This is a genomic window from Ruegeria sp. TM1040 (genome assembly GCF_000014065.1).
Classification (GTDB): domain Bacteria; phylum Pseudomonadota; class Alphaproteobacteria; order Rhodobacterales; family Rhodobacteraceae; genus Epibacterium.
Genome location: NC_008044.1, coordinates 3,127,442 through 3,140,092 on the forward strand (window position 1 = coordinate 3,127,442; position 12,651 = coordinate 3,140,092).

Below are 12,651 nucleotides of genomic sequence, written 5' to 3' on the forward strand. Positions count from 1 at the left end.
TCGAACGCGTCTCTCAAGAGGCGATCTGATGTTCTTAAAGACCACACAAAGAAAGAGCCGCCTCCAATACTGGACGCGGTTCTTAAAGTTTGAGGGGCTTGCCGATCTCTGGGTCAGACGTCTTGACGGGTGATATCAAGGATCAATACGTCGACAACGTCTTTACCGAGGAAGCGGCGCGCTTCTTCTCGTAGTGAAGTGCGCAGGGGGTCGAGGATTTCCGATCGGGTGAAGGCCCCGCGGAACCCACCCATATTCGCATGGTCAAACAAAACGCGCAGGAAGACATCGCGCAGTTTGGGCTCATATGTGTGTACTTTGCCCGACAACCCAGGCTTGGTCTCAAGGCTGAGCGACAAGACCACCATCGCTGTCATCTGGTCGCGTTCGACCACTGGGATTACAAACTGGTTCTTGATCTTGATGAACTCGTTCTGCTCGGTCGGGTCCTCTTCTTCCTCCGCTTCAGAGTGATCTTCGCCAGCCTCATCAGTGGCCATATCATGCTCGTCACCCTTCGCGGCGACCTCTGTCATCTCCGGTGCGGGCGCCAGCATGATGCCAGCGCCTATGCCACCGCCGATGCCCAGGATCAGCATGAGTATGGGAAGCAATTTCGCCATTATAACCTCCTTTAGAACGGCAGAACGGCGTCTAGAACCTGCTGTCCATAGCGCGGTTGCTGCACGTCGGTGATTTGACCACGTCCGCCATAGGACACACGAGCCGAGGCAATCTTGTCATAGGTGACTTCATTTTGGCGGCTTATGTCGTCGGGGCGCACATAGCCAGACACTAGCAACTCGCGCAGTTCGAAGTTGACGCGGAGCTCTTGCGATCCGCTGATGGCCAGCACGCCATTGGGCAGCACATCCACAACTGTCGCTGCAACACGCAGTTCGAGTTTTTCACTGCGGCTGACAGAGCCGCTCCCACCCGAAGAAGACGTGCTTCCGAGGTCAACCAGGTCTGCGCTGCTTGCGCCTTCAGGCAGCCGTTCATCGAGGCGCTGAGGCAGGCCAAGAAGCTGTGGCACCTGCAGGCTTTCGGAGGAGTTCCGAGAGCGTTGTGTATCGTTGGAGATCGAGGCCTTCTCGTTGATTTCGATCACCACGGTAAGAATATCGCCCTTTTTGGTGGCGCGACGATCCCCCAGCAGCGAGCCGCGAGACCCACTCCAGAGTGAAGCGTTGTCAACCGCCCGCGGCGTCTGCGAGGATACAGGCAGGCCCTGATAAAGCATGGCCACATGTTCCTGGGTTTCGTTTGCAGGGGTGAAACTCGGGGGTTTGCCCAAGTGATCCATGCGTGCGCACCCGCCAACCAGGCTGAGGCCGAGGACTGCACATTTGACTGCGAGAAGGGGTTTCATCAATTTACCTCAATATTTCCGTCTGCCCGGATGCGGCCAGTGACCGTCGTGCGCGAGGACAGGTTCATAACGCGGATCAGCTCGCCTTTCGCGCCGCGGCCGAGGGACCGACCTTCGGTTGTGATTTCGAGCCCACCGTGGCGGAAGATCAGTTTTACCAAGTCGTTTCGATCCACGAGCGCAGGCGGACCGATATCGCCAGCGTGGATCGGGCGGCTGGCATAAAGTGCAATGCGTGCCTCCTGCCCAATGATCTCGTTGGGGCTGCTCAACGCGCCGGGCGACTCGACGTTTTTGAACACGAGGTCGTCGGCGGTGATCACTTCCTTTGCCCGTATGGTCCGGACCGGCACGAGAATGTCGGCCAGCGCGGATTGGGCAAAGAGAATCCCGATGAGAAAAGGCAGGAGTTTCATTTAGCGCACCTGTGTGGTTGCCGACATCATCTGATCGACAGCGGAGATCACCTTGGAGTTCATCTCGTATCCGCGCTGGGCTTCGATCAGTTCGGTGATCTCGCGCACGGCATCAACCGAGCTGTCTTCCAAGTATTTCTGGCGCAGGAAACCGATCCCATCAGCACCAGGTTCGGTGGTGTTGGGCTGGCCGGAGGCCTCGGTCTGCTTGAAGAGGTTGCCCCCCATCGCCTCAAGTCCCTTGGGATTGGTGAAACCAGAGAGGGTGAACTGGCCCAGAAGCTCCGCTTCGATGGTGTCGTTGAAATATGCGTAGACCTCGCCCTCGCCGTTGATGGAGATGGATTTAGCATCCTCAGGAACGGTGATTTCCGGTGAGACCGGGTAGCCATCATTGGTAACGATCAACCCTTCGGCAGAGCGTTTGAAAGACCCGTCACGGGTGTAGGCGGTTTCGCCAGAGGGCAGCGTCACCTCGAAGTAGCCGTTTCCATCAATCGCGAGATCGAGTTCATTGCCGGTTTGCGACAGCGCACCTTGATTGAGGTAAACAGAAACCGCAGCCGGCCGGACGCCGAGGCCAACCTGAACCCCCGTGGGCAGCACAGTGCCATCGGAGGCATTTACCGTCCCGGCACGGGAGATCTGCTGATAGTGCAGGTCCGCAAATTCCGCGCGGCGCGCGTTGTAGGCGGTGGTGTTCATATTGGCCAGGTTGTTGGAGATCGTTTCAACACGCAGTTGCTGCGCGCTCATCCCCGTGGCGGCAATTTTAAGTGCACGCATGGTTATCTCCTATGATTTCATCAAGTTGTCGATGGCCGAGCGGATGCGCTTGTCTTCGTGATCGAGGAAACTCTGCCCCATCTCGTAGGCGCGCTGGACCTCGATCATCCGAGCCAGTTGGTGAATGGTGTTGACGTTGGAGCCCTCAAGAAACCCCTGCAGGACTTGCGCCCCTGCAGCTGGCAACGTCTCGCCTTCCACCCGGAACATCACACCGTCTTCGCGCAGAATCTGAGCGTCTTCATCCGGCACAAAGAGACCGATCTGACCCAGCTGCTGACCATCGGCGCTAAGGGTACCGTCGGCGCCAAATGAAATGCTTTCGGCGCCGCCCGGCACAAACATCGGTGCCTGCCCGGCGTCCAGAACCCGGTATCCGTCCGCAGTTACAAGATCGCCTTCGGCGTTCGGGGTAAAGTTCCCCGCGCGTGTCAGCCTGTTGCCAGCTGGGGTCTCCACCATGAAAAAGCCCTCACCTTCGATCGCAAGATCAAATGTGCCGTTGGTCTGGTTCATGGTGCCCTGCTCGAGCGAGGTGTTGCGAATATTCGCGCGCCCCATCGACAGGCTTTCCTGACCGGGGGCCGACTTGACGTATTCCGAGAAGATCAGCCCTTCTGAGCGATAACCTGTCGTCGCAGAGTTCGCGATGTTATTGGCCACAGCCTGCATCTCGTTCAGCAGACCTGATTGGCGCGATAAAGTCGTGTAGCCGATAGAACCCATTACAGTCCTCCAGTTCCCTGAATCAGGGGAATTACGTGACCGGTAAAGAAGGCGACGAGCGTCTGAGTCATCGTGGCCATCGTCAGCCAGAAAACGACAAGAATCCCCGCAAGCTTAGGAACAAATGTCAGCGACATTTCCTGGATGGATGTCAGCGCCTGAAACAGGCCGACCGTAAGACCGATCACCAGAGCTGCGATGAGAATGGGCAGCGACATAGTGATCGCCGCCAAAATTCCCTGGCGCAGAGTATCGTAGAAAATGCCTTCGGTTAGCATGGCTTAGACCGGCATCCGCAGGATTTCCTGATAGGCTTCAACGACCTTGTTGCGCACCGTTACCGCGGTCTCAACGGCCAGCTCGGTCTGTGCGAGCGCCTGAACAAGCTGATGCGGATCTGCGCCGCCTGTCATCGCTTGCACCGACACTTGCTCGCTGTGTGCAAGTGTATTGGTGAAATCCTGAAAGCTGGTCTTGGCCTGCTCCTGCAGGGAAGTCGGATTGTAATCCGGGTCAACTTTGGTTGCCGGACGTGCAGCGGCATAGCCGGAGGTGGCGGTAAGCGAACGAATATCCATTCTGGATCTCCAATCTGTTCAGGTTAGCGGCGCAAAAGATCCATCAGGGACGACGACATTTGTCGCGTCTGATCGAACATTTTCAGGTTGGCCTCATAGGTACGCTGCGCTTCGCGCGCGTCCGCGATTTCGATCATCAGATCGACATTCGATCCCTCGTAGTGACCGGTTTCATCGGCCAAAGGGTGGGAGGGATCGTAAACTTGCTCCAGTTCGGTGCGGTCGAGTGACACCCGACCAACTCTGACTTGGCTCACATCGGTTTCCAGATCACGCACGGACTGGAAGGACACCGTTTTACGGCGATACCCCGGAGTGTCCGCGTTGGAAATGTTCTCCGATACATGGGTAAGTCGCGCCGCCTGCGCGCGCAGGCCACTCGCTGTAACGGAGAGGGATTTGGAAAAGTCGCTCATATCTCAGTCTCCTTGATTAGCTACGGCCAAGGCTGGCGCGCAGGATGTTCATGGAAGAGCGGTAGATGGCCAACGCGCGATCGTGCTGCCGTTTGGCTTCGATCCCGTTCAGGATCTGCTCTTCCAGTGAGACGGAGTTGTTGTTGGGATCTACGGACGACTCGTCCGTTGTGACGGCCCAATCAAACCCGGAACCATTGACGCCATTGATGTGCGACCCGCGTGAAGCGATCATGTCGCCCTGCGCTTCGCTCGCAGCAAAGACCTCTCTGAAAGGTTTGATATCCTTTGCGTGATACCCTGGAGTATCCGCATTTGCGATATTTTCCGAGACAAGCGCCTGACGCTTGCCTGCATGGGTCGCCATGGAATAGGCGATATTAAAAACATTCAGTCTTTCGAACACCGGGGCTTCTCCCTCGATCAATTTCAATCAAGGCTTAACCCTGATTCCTTTAGAAATTGTTTTCAGAGGAATGTTGGAGAACCCGCAGATGATGAAATCGATCCAGGCGCTCAGCCAAGAACTGGCCAATACTCGCCTTGCCGCGCCCATGGGCCGGGTGACAGGGATTTCAGGTGGCGAGATCGAAGTCTCAGGTCTGGAAAGCCAGGCGCGGATCGGCGATCGGCTAACCCTGAGACGCGGTAAGAAAGACGATCTGCATGGCGAAGTGCTGGCAATTGGTTCAGACCACATTCGTATGTTGCCCGATACTGCCCCCGAGCGTGCCTCCATCGGGGATGCGGTCCTTTTGTTCCAGACGCCCGAGTTCGCCCCGGATGACAGCTGGGTTGGCCGCGTCATTGATCCCTTTGGGGAGCCTCTGGATGGCAAGCCCATGTTGCGCGGGGTCGAGAGCCGGGACCTGATGGAAAGCCCGCCCAAAGCCGCTGCGCGGCGCGGTCTTGGTAAACGGCTCTCGACGGGTCTTGCCATTCTCAACACCGTGCTTCCGATTGTAACGGGGCAGCGGATCGGTCTTTTTGCCGGGTCTGGCGTGGGTAAATCTACCCTGATGGCGCAGCTGGCGCAGAACATGGAAGCGGACGTCGTCGTGATGGCGCTGATCGGGGAACGCGGGCGCGAGGTCAATCACTTCGTGAAGGAAGTGCTGGGGCCTGAAGGTATGAAACGCGCAGTTGTTGTCGCTGCGACCTCAGACCAATCCGCGCTCGTGCGTAGACGCTGCGCATGGGCGGCGATGTCTGTTGCGGAGCACTTTCGGGATCAGGGGCTGAATGTGCTGTTCATGGCCGATTCGATCACGCGATTTGCAGAAGCGCATCGTGAAATTGCTGTCGCCTCGGGTGAAGCCCCGGCGCTTCGCGGGTTTCCGCCGTCGGTTACACCCCTGATTACGGGTCTTTGTGAACGCGCCGGACCGGGGCTTGAAGGTCAGGGAGACATTACTGCTGTCTTTAGCGTTCTGGTCGCCGGCTCTGACATGGACGAACCGATTGCAGACATTCTACGCGGGGTTTTGGACGGGCATATTGTGCTCAATCGCGAAATTGCAGAACGAGGACGATTCCCGGCGATTGATGTCTCGCGATCAGTCTCGCGCAGTCTGCCCGCCGCAGCGACCAAGGAAGAAAACGAGATGATTCTGGCTGTACGGAAGTTCCTCGGGGCCTATGAACAGTCTGAGGTTATGATCCGTGCGGGTCTGTATTCTGAAGGCAATGATCTTGTACTCGACCAAGCTGTAAAAATCTGGCCAGAGCTAGATTCTTTCTTTGGTCGCAATGAGCTGGATGGAATCAAGGGCAGCTTCAATCGCTTGGCCCTGTTGCTCAGACGCGCAGGTGGCGGCCGGTAGCGGGCACCATAACCGGCTGGTCCTCATCACTCCGCATGGGGGACGCGCACACAAAAATGCCGCCTTCAACGGGCGGCATTTTCTTGCGAGGATTGATCTGCCTTCCGAAACTTCCCTCGCTCTGATGTAGAGTTTGCTCAACCTTTTGAAGAAGCAAACGAATGCGAAAGAGCCGTTTTAGCGAAGAGCAGATCATTGGCATCCTGAAGGAGCACCAATCCAGGATAGGCGCCAAGGAGCTTTGCCGGAAGCATGGCATCAGTGATGGCACGTTCTACAAATTGCGCTCAAAGTATGGCGGCATGGAAGTGTCGGAGGCCAATCGGCTGAAGGCGCTCGAAGCCGAGAACGCGAAGCTCAAGAAGATGCTGGCGGAACATATGCTTGACGTTGGCACGCTCAAGGGGATGCAGGGAATGGAAGCAGGCGATCGCCATGCGTTCGAGTGAGCCTATGGACCCTTCTGAAGCCCGGTTCAAGGCGACGCGCTGTGGACTGGGCCATGCCAAAAAACTACAACCAGCGGCTGGCCTGTGCCTTGGCCGGGATTGATCCGCGTGTCTATAGGCGACGACCATCCAGACCGGAGGAGACAGAACTCCGAGAGAGGCTGAAGGAACTGTCCGGGGAACGTCGGCGCTTGGGCTATCGGCGGCTGCACCGCCTGCTGGGGCGAGAGGGCTGGCAGGTGAATTGGAAGAAGATTTACCGGATTTACCGCGAAGAAGGCCTGACAGTGCGTAAGCGTGGTGGTCGCAAAGTAGCGATTGGAACGCGCGCGCCCATGTCGATCCCGCAGGGGCCGAACCACCGATGGTCCTTGGACTTTGTCTCAGACAGCCTTTCAGATGGGCGCCGGTTCCGTGTCCTGTGCGTCATCGATGACTTCAGCAGGGAATGCCTGGCCTGCGTGGTCGACACCTCGCTGTCAGGGCAGCGCGTGGGACGAGAACTTGATAGCACTGTCCGAACGCGTGGTTATCCCTGCATCGTGATCAGCGACAACGGAACGGAACTGACTTCGAGCGCCATTCTGAGATGGCAGGAGGATCGAAAGGTCGAGTGGCACTACATTGCGCTTGGAAAGCATATGCAGAACGGCTTTGTGGAAAGCTTCAACGGCCGCCTACGGGACGAGTGTCTTAACGAGCACCTGTTTGCCAACCTGCGCCATGCCAGAGGACTGATCTCGGCTTGGCACACCGACTACAATCACCACCGCCCCTACATGAGCATCGACGGGCTCACCCCGCGGGAGTATCATCAACGGTCAGTAAAGGACCAAACCCTGATGTGATCCCCGAAAACGCCCCCGTTTTTGATTAGAGTTTTCCGCAGAGAAACCCTGGCTGGGAGAGGAGCGGAAACGCATGAAGGCATCGAAGTTCACGGACGCGCAGAAGGCGTTCATCATCAAGCAGGCGGAGGACGGCACCTCGGTGGCCGAGGTCTGCCGCAAGGCCGGGATCAGCACGGCGACATTTTTCAACTGGAAGAAAAAATATGCTGGCCTGATGCCATCCGAGATGAAACGGCTCAGGGAACTCGAGCAGGAGAACGCGCGTCTGAAGAAGATCGTCGCGGATCTCGCGCTCGACAAGGAAATGCTGCAGGACGTCATTAAGCGAAAGCTTTGAGGCCTGCCCGGAAAAGGTCGCTGGTCGACGGGATGCGGGCGGATTGGCAGGTGTCGATCCGCCGGGCCTGCGAGGTGATCCGGTTCGATCCGAGAACCTATCGCTACAAATCCCGCCGGCCTGGGCAGGCCGCTTTGGAACAGCGGATACGAGAGATTTGCCAGACGCGCGTGCGCTTCGGCTACAGGCGCGTGCATGTGCTGCTGCGCCGGGAGGGCTGGGAGATCAACGCCAAGAAGACCTATCGCATTTACAAGGAGTTGGGTATGCAACTTCGGAGCAAGACACCTAAGCGCCGGGTGAAGGCCAAGCTGCGGGATGACCGCAAGGAGGCTGTCAGCCCCAATGACGTCTGGGCTATGGACTTTGTTCATGATCAGCTGGCTACAGGCTGGAAACTTCGGGTTCTGACGGTCGTCGACACCTTCTCACGCTATGTCCCGGTGCTTGATGCTCGGTTCACATATCGCGGGGAGGACGTGGTCGCGACGCTTGAGCAAGTATGCAAGCGCACCGGCTACCCAGCCACCATCCGTGTTGACCAGGGCAGCGAGTTCATCTCCAAGGATATGGACCTTTGGGCCTATGCCAACGACGTGACATTGGACTTCTCCCGTCCGGGCAAACCTACCGACAACGCCTTCATCGAGGCGTTCAATGGCCGGTTCCGGGCGGAGTGCCTGAACGCGCACTGGTTCATGAGCCTTGAAGATGCAGCCGAAAAGTTGGAGGCTTGGCGTAGAGACTACAATGAAGAACGCCCGCACGGGGCTATCGGGAACAAGGTCCCGGCAGACCTGATGAAATCAGTTCACGACACCAGCCCGTGAACCTGATGGAACCGCGGAAATTCTAACAACGGCCGAGGGCACGTTGGGTAGCACATCAGAACCGCGGAAACTCTCATTATAAATGAGGGAGCCTCGGGGGGCAGGTCAATTCGGTTGCCTGTTGAGCTATTTATCATCCTCATAGACCTGAGGCGCCTCACCTACTCACACTCGTTGGAGACTACCACCAATGAAGTGTGTAGTCGCGGGGCCTGGGAAGATGCGCCAAGCGCCCAGACGGATCAGGGCGCTTGGGGAAATGATGGATGTTAGCCGCGCAGCATCATGAGGGCGGCGCTGCCGGAGCTATATCCGCTGCTGAGATTGTTCATCTGCGAGCGGGTGAGATACATGTTGACCAGCTCATCCATCTTGTCGCCAGAGATGAATTCCGAGGGTTTGTCGGTCCCCAGAACTTGTTGTGCCTTGCGCTTGTAGACCTCGACAGCCTGGTCAATATCCATTTGACCAACCTCTTTGGGCAGGCCCAACGCGACTTGCATGAAGTCGGTCATCGCCTGCTGGCCCATGATCGTGAACCACTGCGAATTGGCGCTTGGACCATTGTCTTCATCATTCATCGTGCGCAGTTCTTCGAGAGCTTCTTCAAACGCTTTTTCAGCATCGGTATCGTCGCTCTGGAACAAGGTGTTTAGTTCTCGCTCGGCGATATCGGAATAATAGGTAATGAAGAATTCGCTCTCACCCGCAGCTTCCGCGTTGGTGCGATAGGCATCGTTCACTGCGCCGATTTGATACGGGCCGGTCAGCTCTTTGAGGTCAGCGGTCCCAAACAGTTCAACCGCTTTATCTTTGTAGATTGTTAGCTGCTCGTCGATCGTCAGGTCCGAAAAGATTTCACCCGGCGCAAGCGCAGAGGACACATCAAGGGCCGTGTTCAAGAAGCGCGGGACGCCGGTTTGACCCATGACACTGTACCACCCGGCATCTATTTCCGCGGTTGCCGCGGCATCCGCATCACCACCATCGATCGCATCCCCCTGATTGTAGGAGAATTTTAGGATGGTCTCAGCCGTGCGCAGATTGGAAGAGATTTCGCTACTGGAGAGACCAGCGTTCGTGGCATTTTCCCGATAAACTTCGAGTGTTGCATCCAAGTTTGCTGCACTAGCAAAGACATTGGGGTCATCTGTGCCAAAGGCTTCAATGGCTTTTTCACGATAGATCCGCATGGCTTCGCTGGTCTCTCGTGTCGCGATATCGTCAGGCAATTCCAGAGCGGTTTTCATAAACTCCGCCAGGGGTTCCTGCCGGGAGATGAAATCCCATTCTTCATTCAGCGCGGCATCGCGAGAGATCATCTGATCCAGGATGTGTTCTGACAGTTCCGCAGTCTTTGCGGTTTCAGCTGCATCATCCCCGTTCACGGTTGCACGGGTTTTAAAGGCGGAAATGATTGTGTCTTTGTTCTCGGCCGAGAAGAAGACCGTTGGATCGTCGGTTCCAAAGATAATCTGCGCACGTTCTCGATAAAGCTGGATGCGTTCGTCGTCTTCAAGTCCAGCGGCACCTGCAGAGATTCTGAGCGTGGTATCAAAGAATTCTCGAAGCGTGTCGCGCTCGATAATATCTTCCCACTGGTCCTCGACAGAGGTCACACCAGGGACATCATCGTCTTTGCCGTTGATCTCCTTCATGGCGAGGTCAAACTCGCGAAGGGCGCGTTCTCTCACGCTCAGCTGCGATACGTCATCCTCGTCCGGCTCGCCAAAGACCTCGATCATGGCCCGTTTGGCAAAGAGCGCGGTGCGCATCGTTTCATCGACTTCTCCCACCGCTTCCTCGAAGGAGGCAGACTGGAACTTGTCGATCACCGCTTGCATTGCTTTGCTGTCGCTGGTCATCGGTGATTGACCCGGGCCGAATCCAAAGGCGTTGGAGAATTCGACGTAGCGCTCGTCATTCATTGTGTTGGCAAGCGCATCGCTGGCAGAGGTGCCTTCGTTGAGCGCACGCTGCAGCAAGGCCCGGTAGTTGATTTCCTCTTCCAGACCAAACGCCTTAACCGCCACCTGAAGCAGGCGGCGGTCATTAAGCAAGTCTTCGCTGGACGTGACTTCGCCGATATTCTCGGCGAAGTACTCACTGTCATTCTTCAACTTCCCGGACTGGACAAACGCATCGTATTGCCGGTCATAGGTCGATTGCAGAAAATTCCAGCCCGCAACCCCAGATGATGGAATAAGCGGTGTAAATGTCATTGGGCTCTCACGGCCATGAGCCGTTCCTCCCGTGGCAGCAACGCCCGCAGTGCCTTCAGGCACCGATAATGGTTGTTGCTGATCACCGCTTCGGTTGCTTCAGAGAGGGCTGCACGGCTGTCCGGATCCGTAAAGACCTGGCTCAGCTCTTCAATGCGGCGCAACATTGGCAGGCGATCTTCTTCTGGATCGACGTCCCCAGAGAGGACAAGTTGCGCTGCATAGCAGACCCGGCGCACCGGCGTATTCGCTTGTTCTGGATGAATCGCATCTCTGAGGCGCAGGATATGCGCATCAGGGGTGACGATCGACAAGCGACTGCGACGATCTCCGTTTTCGATGACGGCTCCGTTGACCAGAACACGCTCTTTGGGGGCGAGTTTAAGGACCAATCCACTCATTTTCAGGACGCTCCGCTTCTAAGGCCACGCATGATGGCCGTGTTGATTTCTACCAGCGGCTGAACTGACGCCTTACGGGCCAGTACTTTGCTGGTGTGTTCACGCGTGAAGCGGGCCAGATGAAACAGACGTTGTTTCAGCTCGGTTGGCAGCTTGTTGCCTTCCTTGGCCAAATCCGAAGTGAAGAGAGTCCAGAGTTTACGGTTATCGGAAACCGCTGCGACAAGATCCTTGAAACCATCCGAGCCCTTGCTATCCGCCACGATCATACGATGCGTGATGCGGGCTAGGATCTCATATTCGGTGTTCCGTGCTGTACGGGTGGGGGCTTTTGCCGCCGCATAGGCGCTCTTCGCCTTTAGAAGGGCATTCACGTGTTATCCTAACGTTTTATTTTCACTGATTCACAGAGAAGTAAGGCGGCCGGGGCGCCATCGGACGCCCCAGCTCAAAGGCGATGTTAGCGGAAGAGCTGCAGCAGCGTGCCCGGCGCTTCATTCGCGATCGTCAGCGATTGAACTGCAAGTTCCTGCTGTGTCTGAAGGGCCGAGAGGCGTGCGGAGGCTTCTTCCATGTCGGTATCTGTCATGGTCGACACACCCATGGTCATGGAGTCCACGAGGTTGCTTACAAACTCGGACTGGTCGTCAAGGCGCGCGGAGTCAGCACCCAGAGCAGCAGCACCAGTGATCGCAACCTGAAGCAGCACTTCAATTTCACCAAGGGCTGTGGCAGCCGTTGTCGTGTCAGTGATCGAAGTCAGCGAAGCGGAGAGGTTCAGGCTGGATTCGAAGTTCACGGAGTCGACGGTGATCTCGACAGCGGTAACGGTACCGCCGGCGCCTTCACGGTCGAGAGACGCCAGAACGCCCACGCCGGTCGATCCATTGCCGTCCACATCAAATGCCAGCAGGTTCGCACCATTGAACTGCGCAGCAGAGATGATCGCAGCCACCTGATCAACCTTGGAGGAAATATCGTCCTGGATTTTGGCGTGGTCGACGTTCTCGGATTGAGCGGAAACAACCAGCTCTTTGATTTCGGTGAGCTTCTCAACGATTTGCTCGGCACCTGCAGAGGCAACCGCGACGGTTGCTTCGCCGATGGACAGGCCTTCTTCGATCGCTTCGAAGCCCGCAATGTCGGATTCCATGGTTTTGGAGATCGCCCATACGGCTGAGTTGTCTTTTGCAACTCCGATTTCCTTACCGGTGGAGATGGCTTTCTGGGTGTCGTTCAGATTGTTATTCACAGACTTCAGAGTCTGCAGAGCAACCATTGCACCATTGTTCGTCAGAATGCTGGACATAGCATGAGTTCCTTTGATTTGGAGCGCTTTAGCCCCTGATTTGGTAATCCCAGCTCCGATACCGGAGCTCTCTCTGTCGTCATTCTGACCGTGCTTCACCTTGCGGTATCCGCGCCACCTCGCTCGAGATGCAAG

General features: G+C 56.7%; 15 protein-coding genes and 1 pseudogene. 3 read left to right on the plus strand and 13 right to left on the minus strand.

Annotated features, from left to right (window positions below; all coding sequences use genetic code 11):
* Positions 1-113 precede the first annotated feature (113 nt).
* The 9 genes from TM1040_RS19235 to TM1040_RS19275 are packed head-to-tail and all read right to left on the minus strand — an operon-like array spanning position 114 to position 4,700.
* Complete coding sequence (locus TM1040_RS19235) at positions 114-623, minus strand: flagellar basal body-associated FliL family protein (RefSeq protein ID WP_011540270.1); 510 nt, start codon at positions 621-623, stop codon at positions 114-116.
* Positions 624-634: 11 nt separating this feature from the next.
* Positions 635-1,372: a flagellar basal body L-ring protein FlgH gene (gene flgH, locus TM1040_RS19240; RefSeq protein ID WP_011540271.1), complete on the minus strand. Its 738-nt coding sequence runs from the start codon at positions 1,370-1,372 to the stop codon at positions 635-637.
* Positions 1,372-1,788, minus strand: coding sequence for a flagellar basal body P-ring formation chaperone FlgA (gene flgA / locus TM1040_RS19245; RefSeq protein ID WP_011540272.1), 417 nt, complete (start codon positions 1,786-1,788; stop codon positions 1,372-1,374). Before flgA ends, flgH begins: the two co-directional genes overlap by 1 nt.
* Positions 1,789-2,574 carry a flagellar basal-body rod protein FlgG gene (gene flgG, locus TM1040_RS19250; RefSeq protein ID WP_011540273.1) on the minus strand — a complete coding sequence of 262 codons (786 nt, stop codon included), beginning with the start codon at positions 2,572-2,574 and terminating at the stop codon, positions 1,789-1,791.
* 9 nt (positions 2,575-2,583) lie between these two features.
* Entirely contained in the window at positions 2,584-3,300 is a 717-nt protein-coding gene (locus tag TM1040_RS19255; protein ID WP_011540274.1) for a flagellar hook-basal body complex protein, read from the minus strand.
* Entirely contained in the window at positions 3,300-3,578 is a 279-nt protein-coding gene (locus tag TM1040_RS19260) for a flagellar biosynthetic protein FliQ (protein WP_011540275.1), read from the minus strand. Before TM1040_RS19260 ends, TM1040_RS19255 begins: the two co-directional genes overlap by 1 nt.
* A gap of 3 nt (positions 3,579-3,581) precedes the next feature.
* Positions 3,582-3,878 carry a flagellar hook-basal body complex protein FliE gene (gene fliE / locus TM1040_RS19265; RefSeq protein ID WP_011540276.1) on the minus strand — a complete coding sequence of 99 codons (297 nt, stop codon included), beginning with the start codon at positions 3,876-3,878 and terminating at the stop codon, positions 3,582-3,584.
* Positions 3,879-3,901: 23 nt separating this feature from the next.
* On the minus strand, positions 3,902-4,294 hold the full coding sequence (gene flgC / locus TM1040_RS19270) for a flagellar basal body rod protein FlgC (RefSeq protein WP_011540277.1): 393 nt from the start codon (positions 4,292-4,294) through the stop codon (positions 3,902-3,904).
* Between the two features lie 16 nt (positions 4,295-4,310).
* Complete coding sequence (locus tag TM1040_RS19275; RefSeq protein WP_011540278.1) at positions 4,311-4,700, minus strand: FlgB family protein; 390 nt, start codon at positions 4,698-4,700, stop codon at positions 4,311-4,313.
* Between the two features lie 88 nt (positions 4,701-4,788).
* Here TM1040_RS19275 and TM1040_RS19280 point away from each other — a divergent pair, with 88 nt between their 5' ends.
* From TM1040_RS19280 to TM1040_RS19300, 3 genes and pseudogenes are all read left to right on the plus strand, one after another.
* Positions 4,789-6,117, plus strand: a complete 1,329-nt coding sequence (locus tag TM1040_RS19280) for a FliI/YscN family ATPase (protein WP_011540279.1) — start codon at positions 4,789-4,791, stop codon at positions 6,115-6,117.
* Positions 6,118-6,278: 161 nt separating this feature from the next.
* Positions 6,279-7,414 (plus strand): annotated as a pseudogene (locus tag TM1040_RS19290) (IS3 family transposase).
* Between the two features lie 73 nt (positions 7,415-7,487).
* Positions 7,488-8,584, plus strand: a protein-coding gene (locus TM1040_RS19300) for an IS3-like element ISSisp1 family transposase (RefSeq protein WP_085978750.1) whose coding sequence is annotated in 2 segments (ribosomal slippage) — positions 7,488-7,749 and positions 7,749-8,584 — 1,098 coding nt in all. Because the reading frame shifts where the segments join, the coding sequence is not laid out codon by codon here.
* Between the two features lie 269 nt (positions 8,585-8,853).
* Here TM1040_RS19300 and TM1040_RS19305 read toward each other — a convergent pair.
* The 4 genes from TM1040_RS19305 to TM1040_RS19320 form a co-directional block, all read right to left on the minus strand.
* On the minus strand, positions 8,854-10,806 hold the full coding sequence (locus TM1040_RS19305; protein WP_011540282.1) for a DUF1217 domain-containing protein: 1,953 nt from the start codon (positions 10,804-10,806) through the stop codon (positions 8,854-8,856).
* On the minus strand, positions 10,803-11,207 hold the full coding sequence (gene flbT, locus TM1040_RS19310; RefSeq protein ID WP_005607958.1) for a flagellar biosynthesis repressor FlbT: 405 nt from the start codon (positions 11,205-11,207) through the stop codon (positions 10,803-10,805). The genes TM1040_RS19305 and flbT overlap by 4 nt, the downstream gene beginning before the upstream one ends.
* Before the next feature lie 2 nt (positions 11,208-11,209).
* Positions 11,210-11,581 (minus strand): flagellar biosynthesis regulator FlaF, encoded by a 372-nt coding sequence (gene flaF / locus TM1040_RS19315; RefSeq protein ID WP_011540283.1) that lies wholly within the window; start codon positions 11,579-11,581, stop codon positions 11,210-11,212.
* 86 nt (positions 11,582-11,667) lie between these two features.
* A complete protein-coding gene (locus tag TM1040_RS19320; RefSeq protein WP_011540284.1) occupies positions 11,668-12,516 on the minus strand; it encodes a flagellin in 849 nt (282 codons plus the stop codon).
* Positions 12,517-12,651 lie beyond the last annotated feature (135 nt).

Bases quoted from the DNA above. Each gene is read 5' to 3' on its own strand.
- TM1040_RS19235 (WP_011540270.1), bottom strand. From the start codon at position 623: ATGGCGAAATTGCTTCCCATACTCATGCTGATCCTGGGCATCGGCGGT.
- TM1040_RS19260 (WP_011540275.1), bottom strand. From the start codon at position 3,578: ATGCTAACCGAAGGCATTTTCTACGATACTCTGCGCCAGGGAATTTTG.
- flgC (WP_011540277.1), bottom strand. From the start codon at position 4,294: ATGAGCGACTTTTCCAAATCCCTCTCCGTTACAGCGAGTGGCCTGCGC.
- flgA (WP_011540272.1), bottom strand. From the start codon at position 1,788: ATGAAACTCCTGCCTTTTCTCATCGGGATTCTCTTTGCCCAATCCGCG.
- flbT (WP_005607958.1), bottom strand. From the start codon at position 11,207: ATGAGTGGATTGGTCCTTAAACTCGCCCCCAAAGAGCGTGTTCTGGTC.
- TM1040_RS19320 (WP_011540284.1), bottom strand. From the start codon at position 12,516: ATGTCCAGCATTCTGACGAACAATGGTGCAATGGTTGCTCTGCAGACT.
- TM1040_RS19255 (WP_011540274.1), bottom strand. From the start codon at position 3,300: ATGGGTTCTATCGGCTACACGACTTTATCGCGCCAATCAGGTCTGCTG.
- flgG (WP_011540273.1), bottom strand. From the start codon at position 2,574: ATGCGTGCACTTAAAATTGCCGCCACGGGGATGAGCGCGCAGCAACTG.
- TM1040_RS19280 (WP_011540279.1), top strand. From the start codon at position 4,789: ATGATGAAATCGATCCAGGCGCTCAGCCAAGAACTGGCCAATACTCGC.
- TM1040_RS19305 (WP_011540282.1), bottom strand. From the start codon at position 10,806: ATGACATTTACACCGCTTATTCCATCATCTGGGGTTGCGGGCTGGAAT.
- fliE (WP_011540276.1), bottom strand. From the start codon at position 3,878: ATGGATATTCGTTCGCTTACCGCCACCTCCGGCTATGCCGCTGCACGT.
- flgH (WP_011540271.1), bottom strand. From the start codon at position 1,372: ATGAAACCCCTTCTCGCAGTCAAATGTGCAGTCCTCGGCCTCAGCCTG.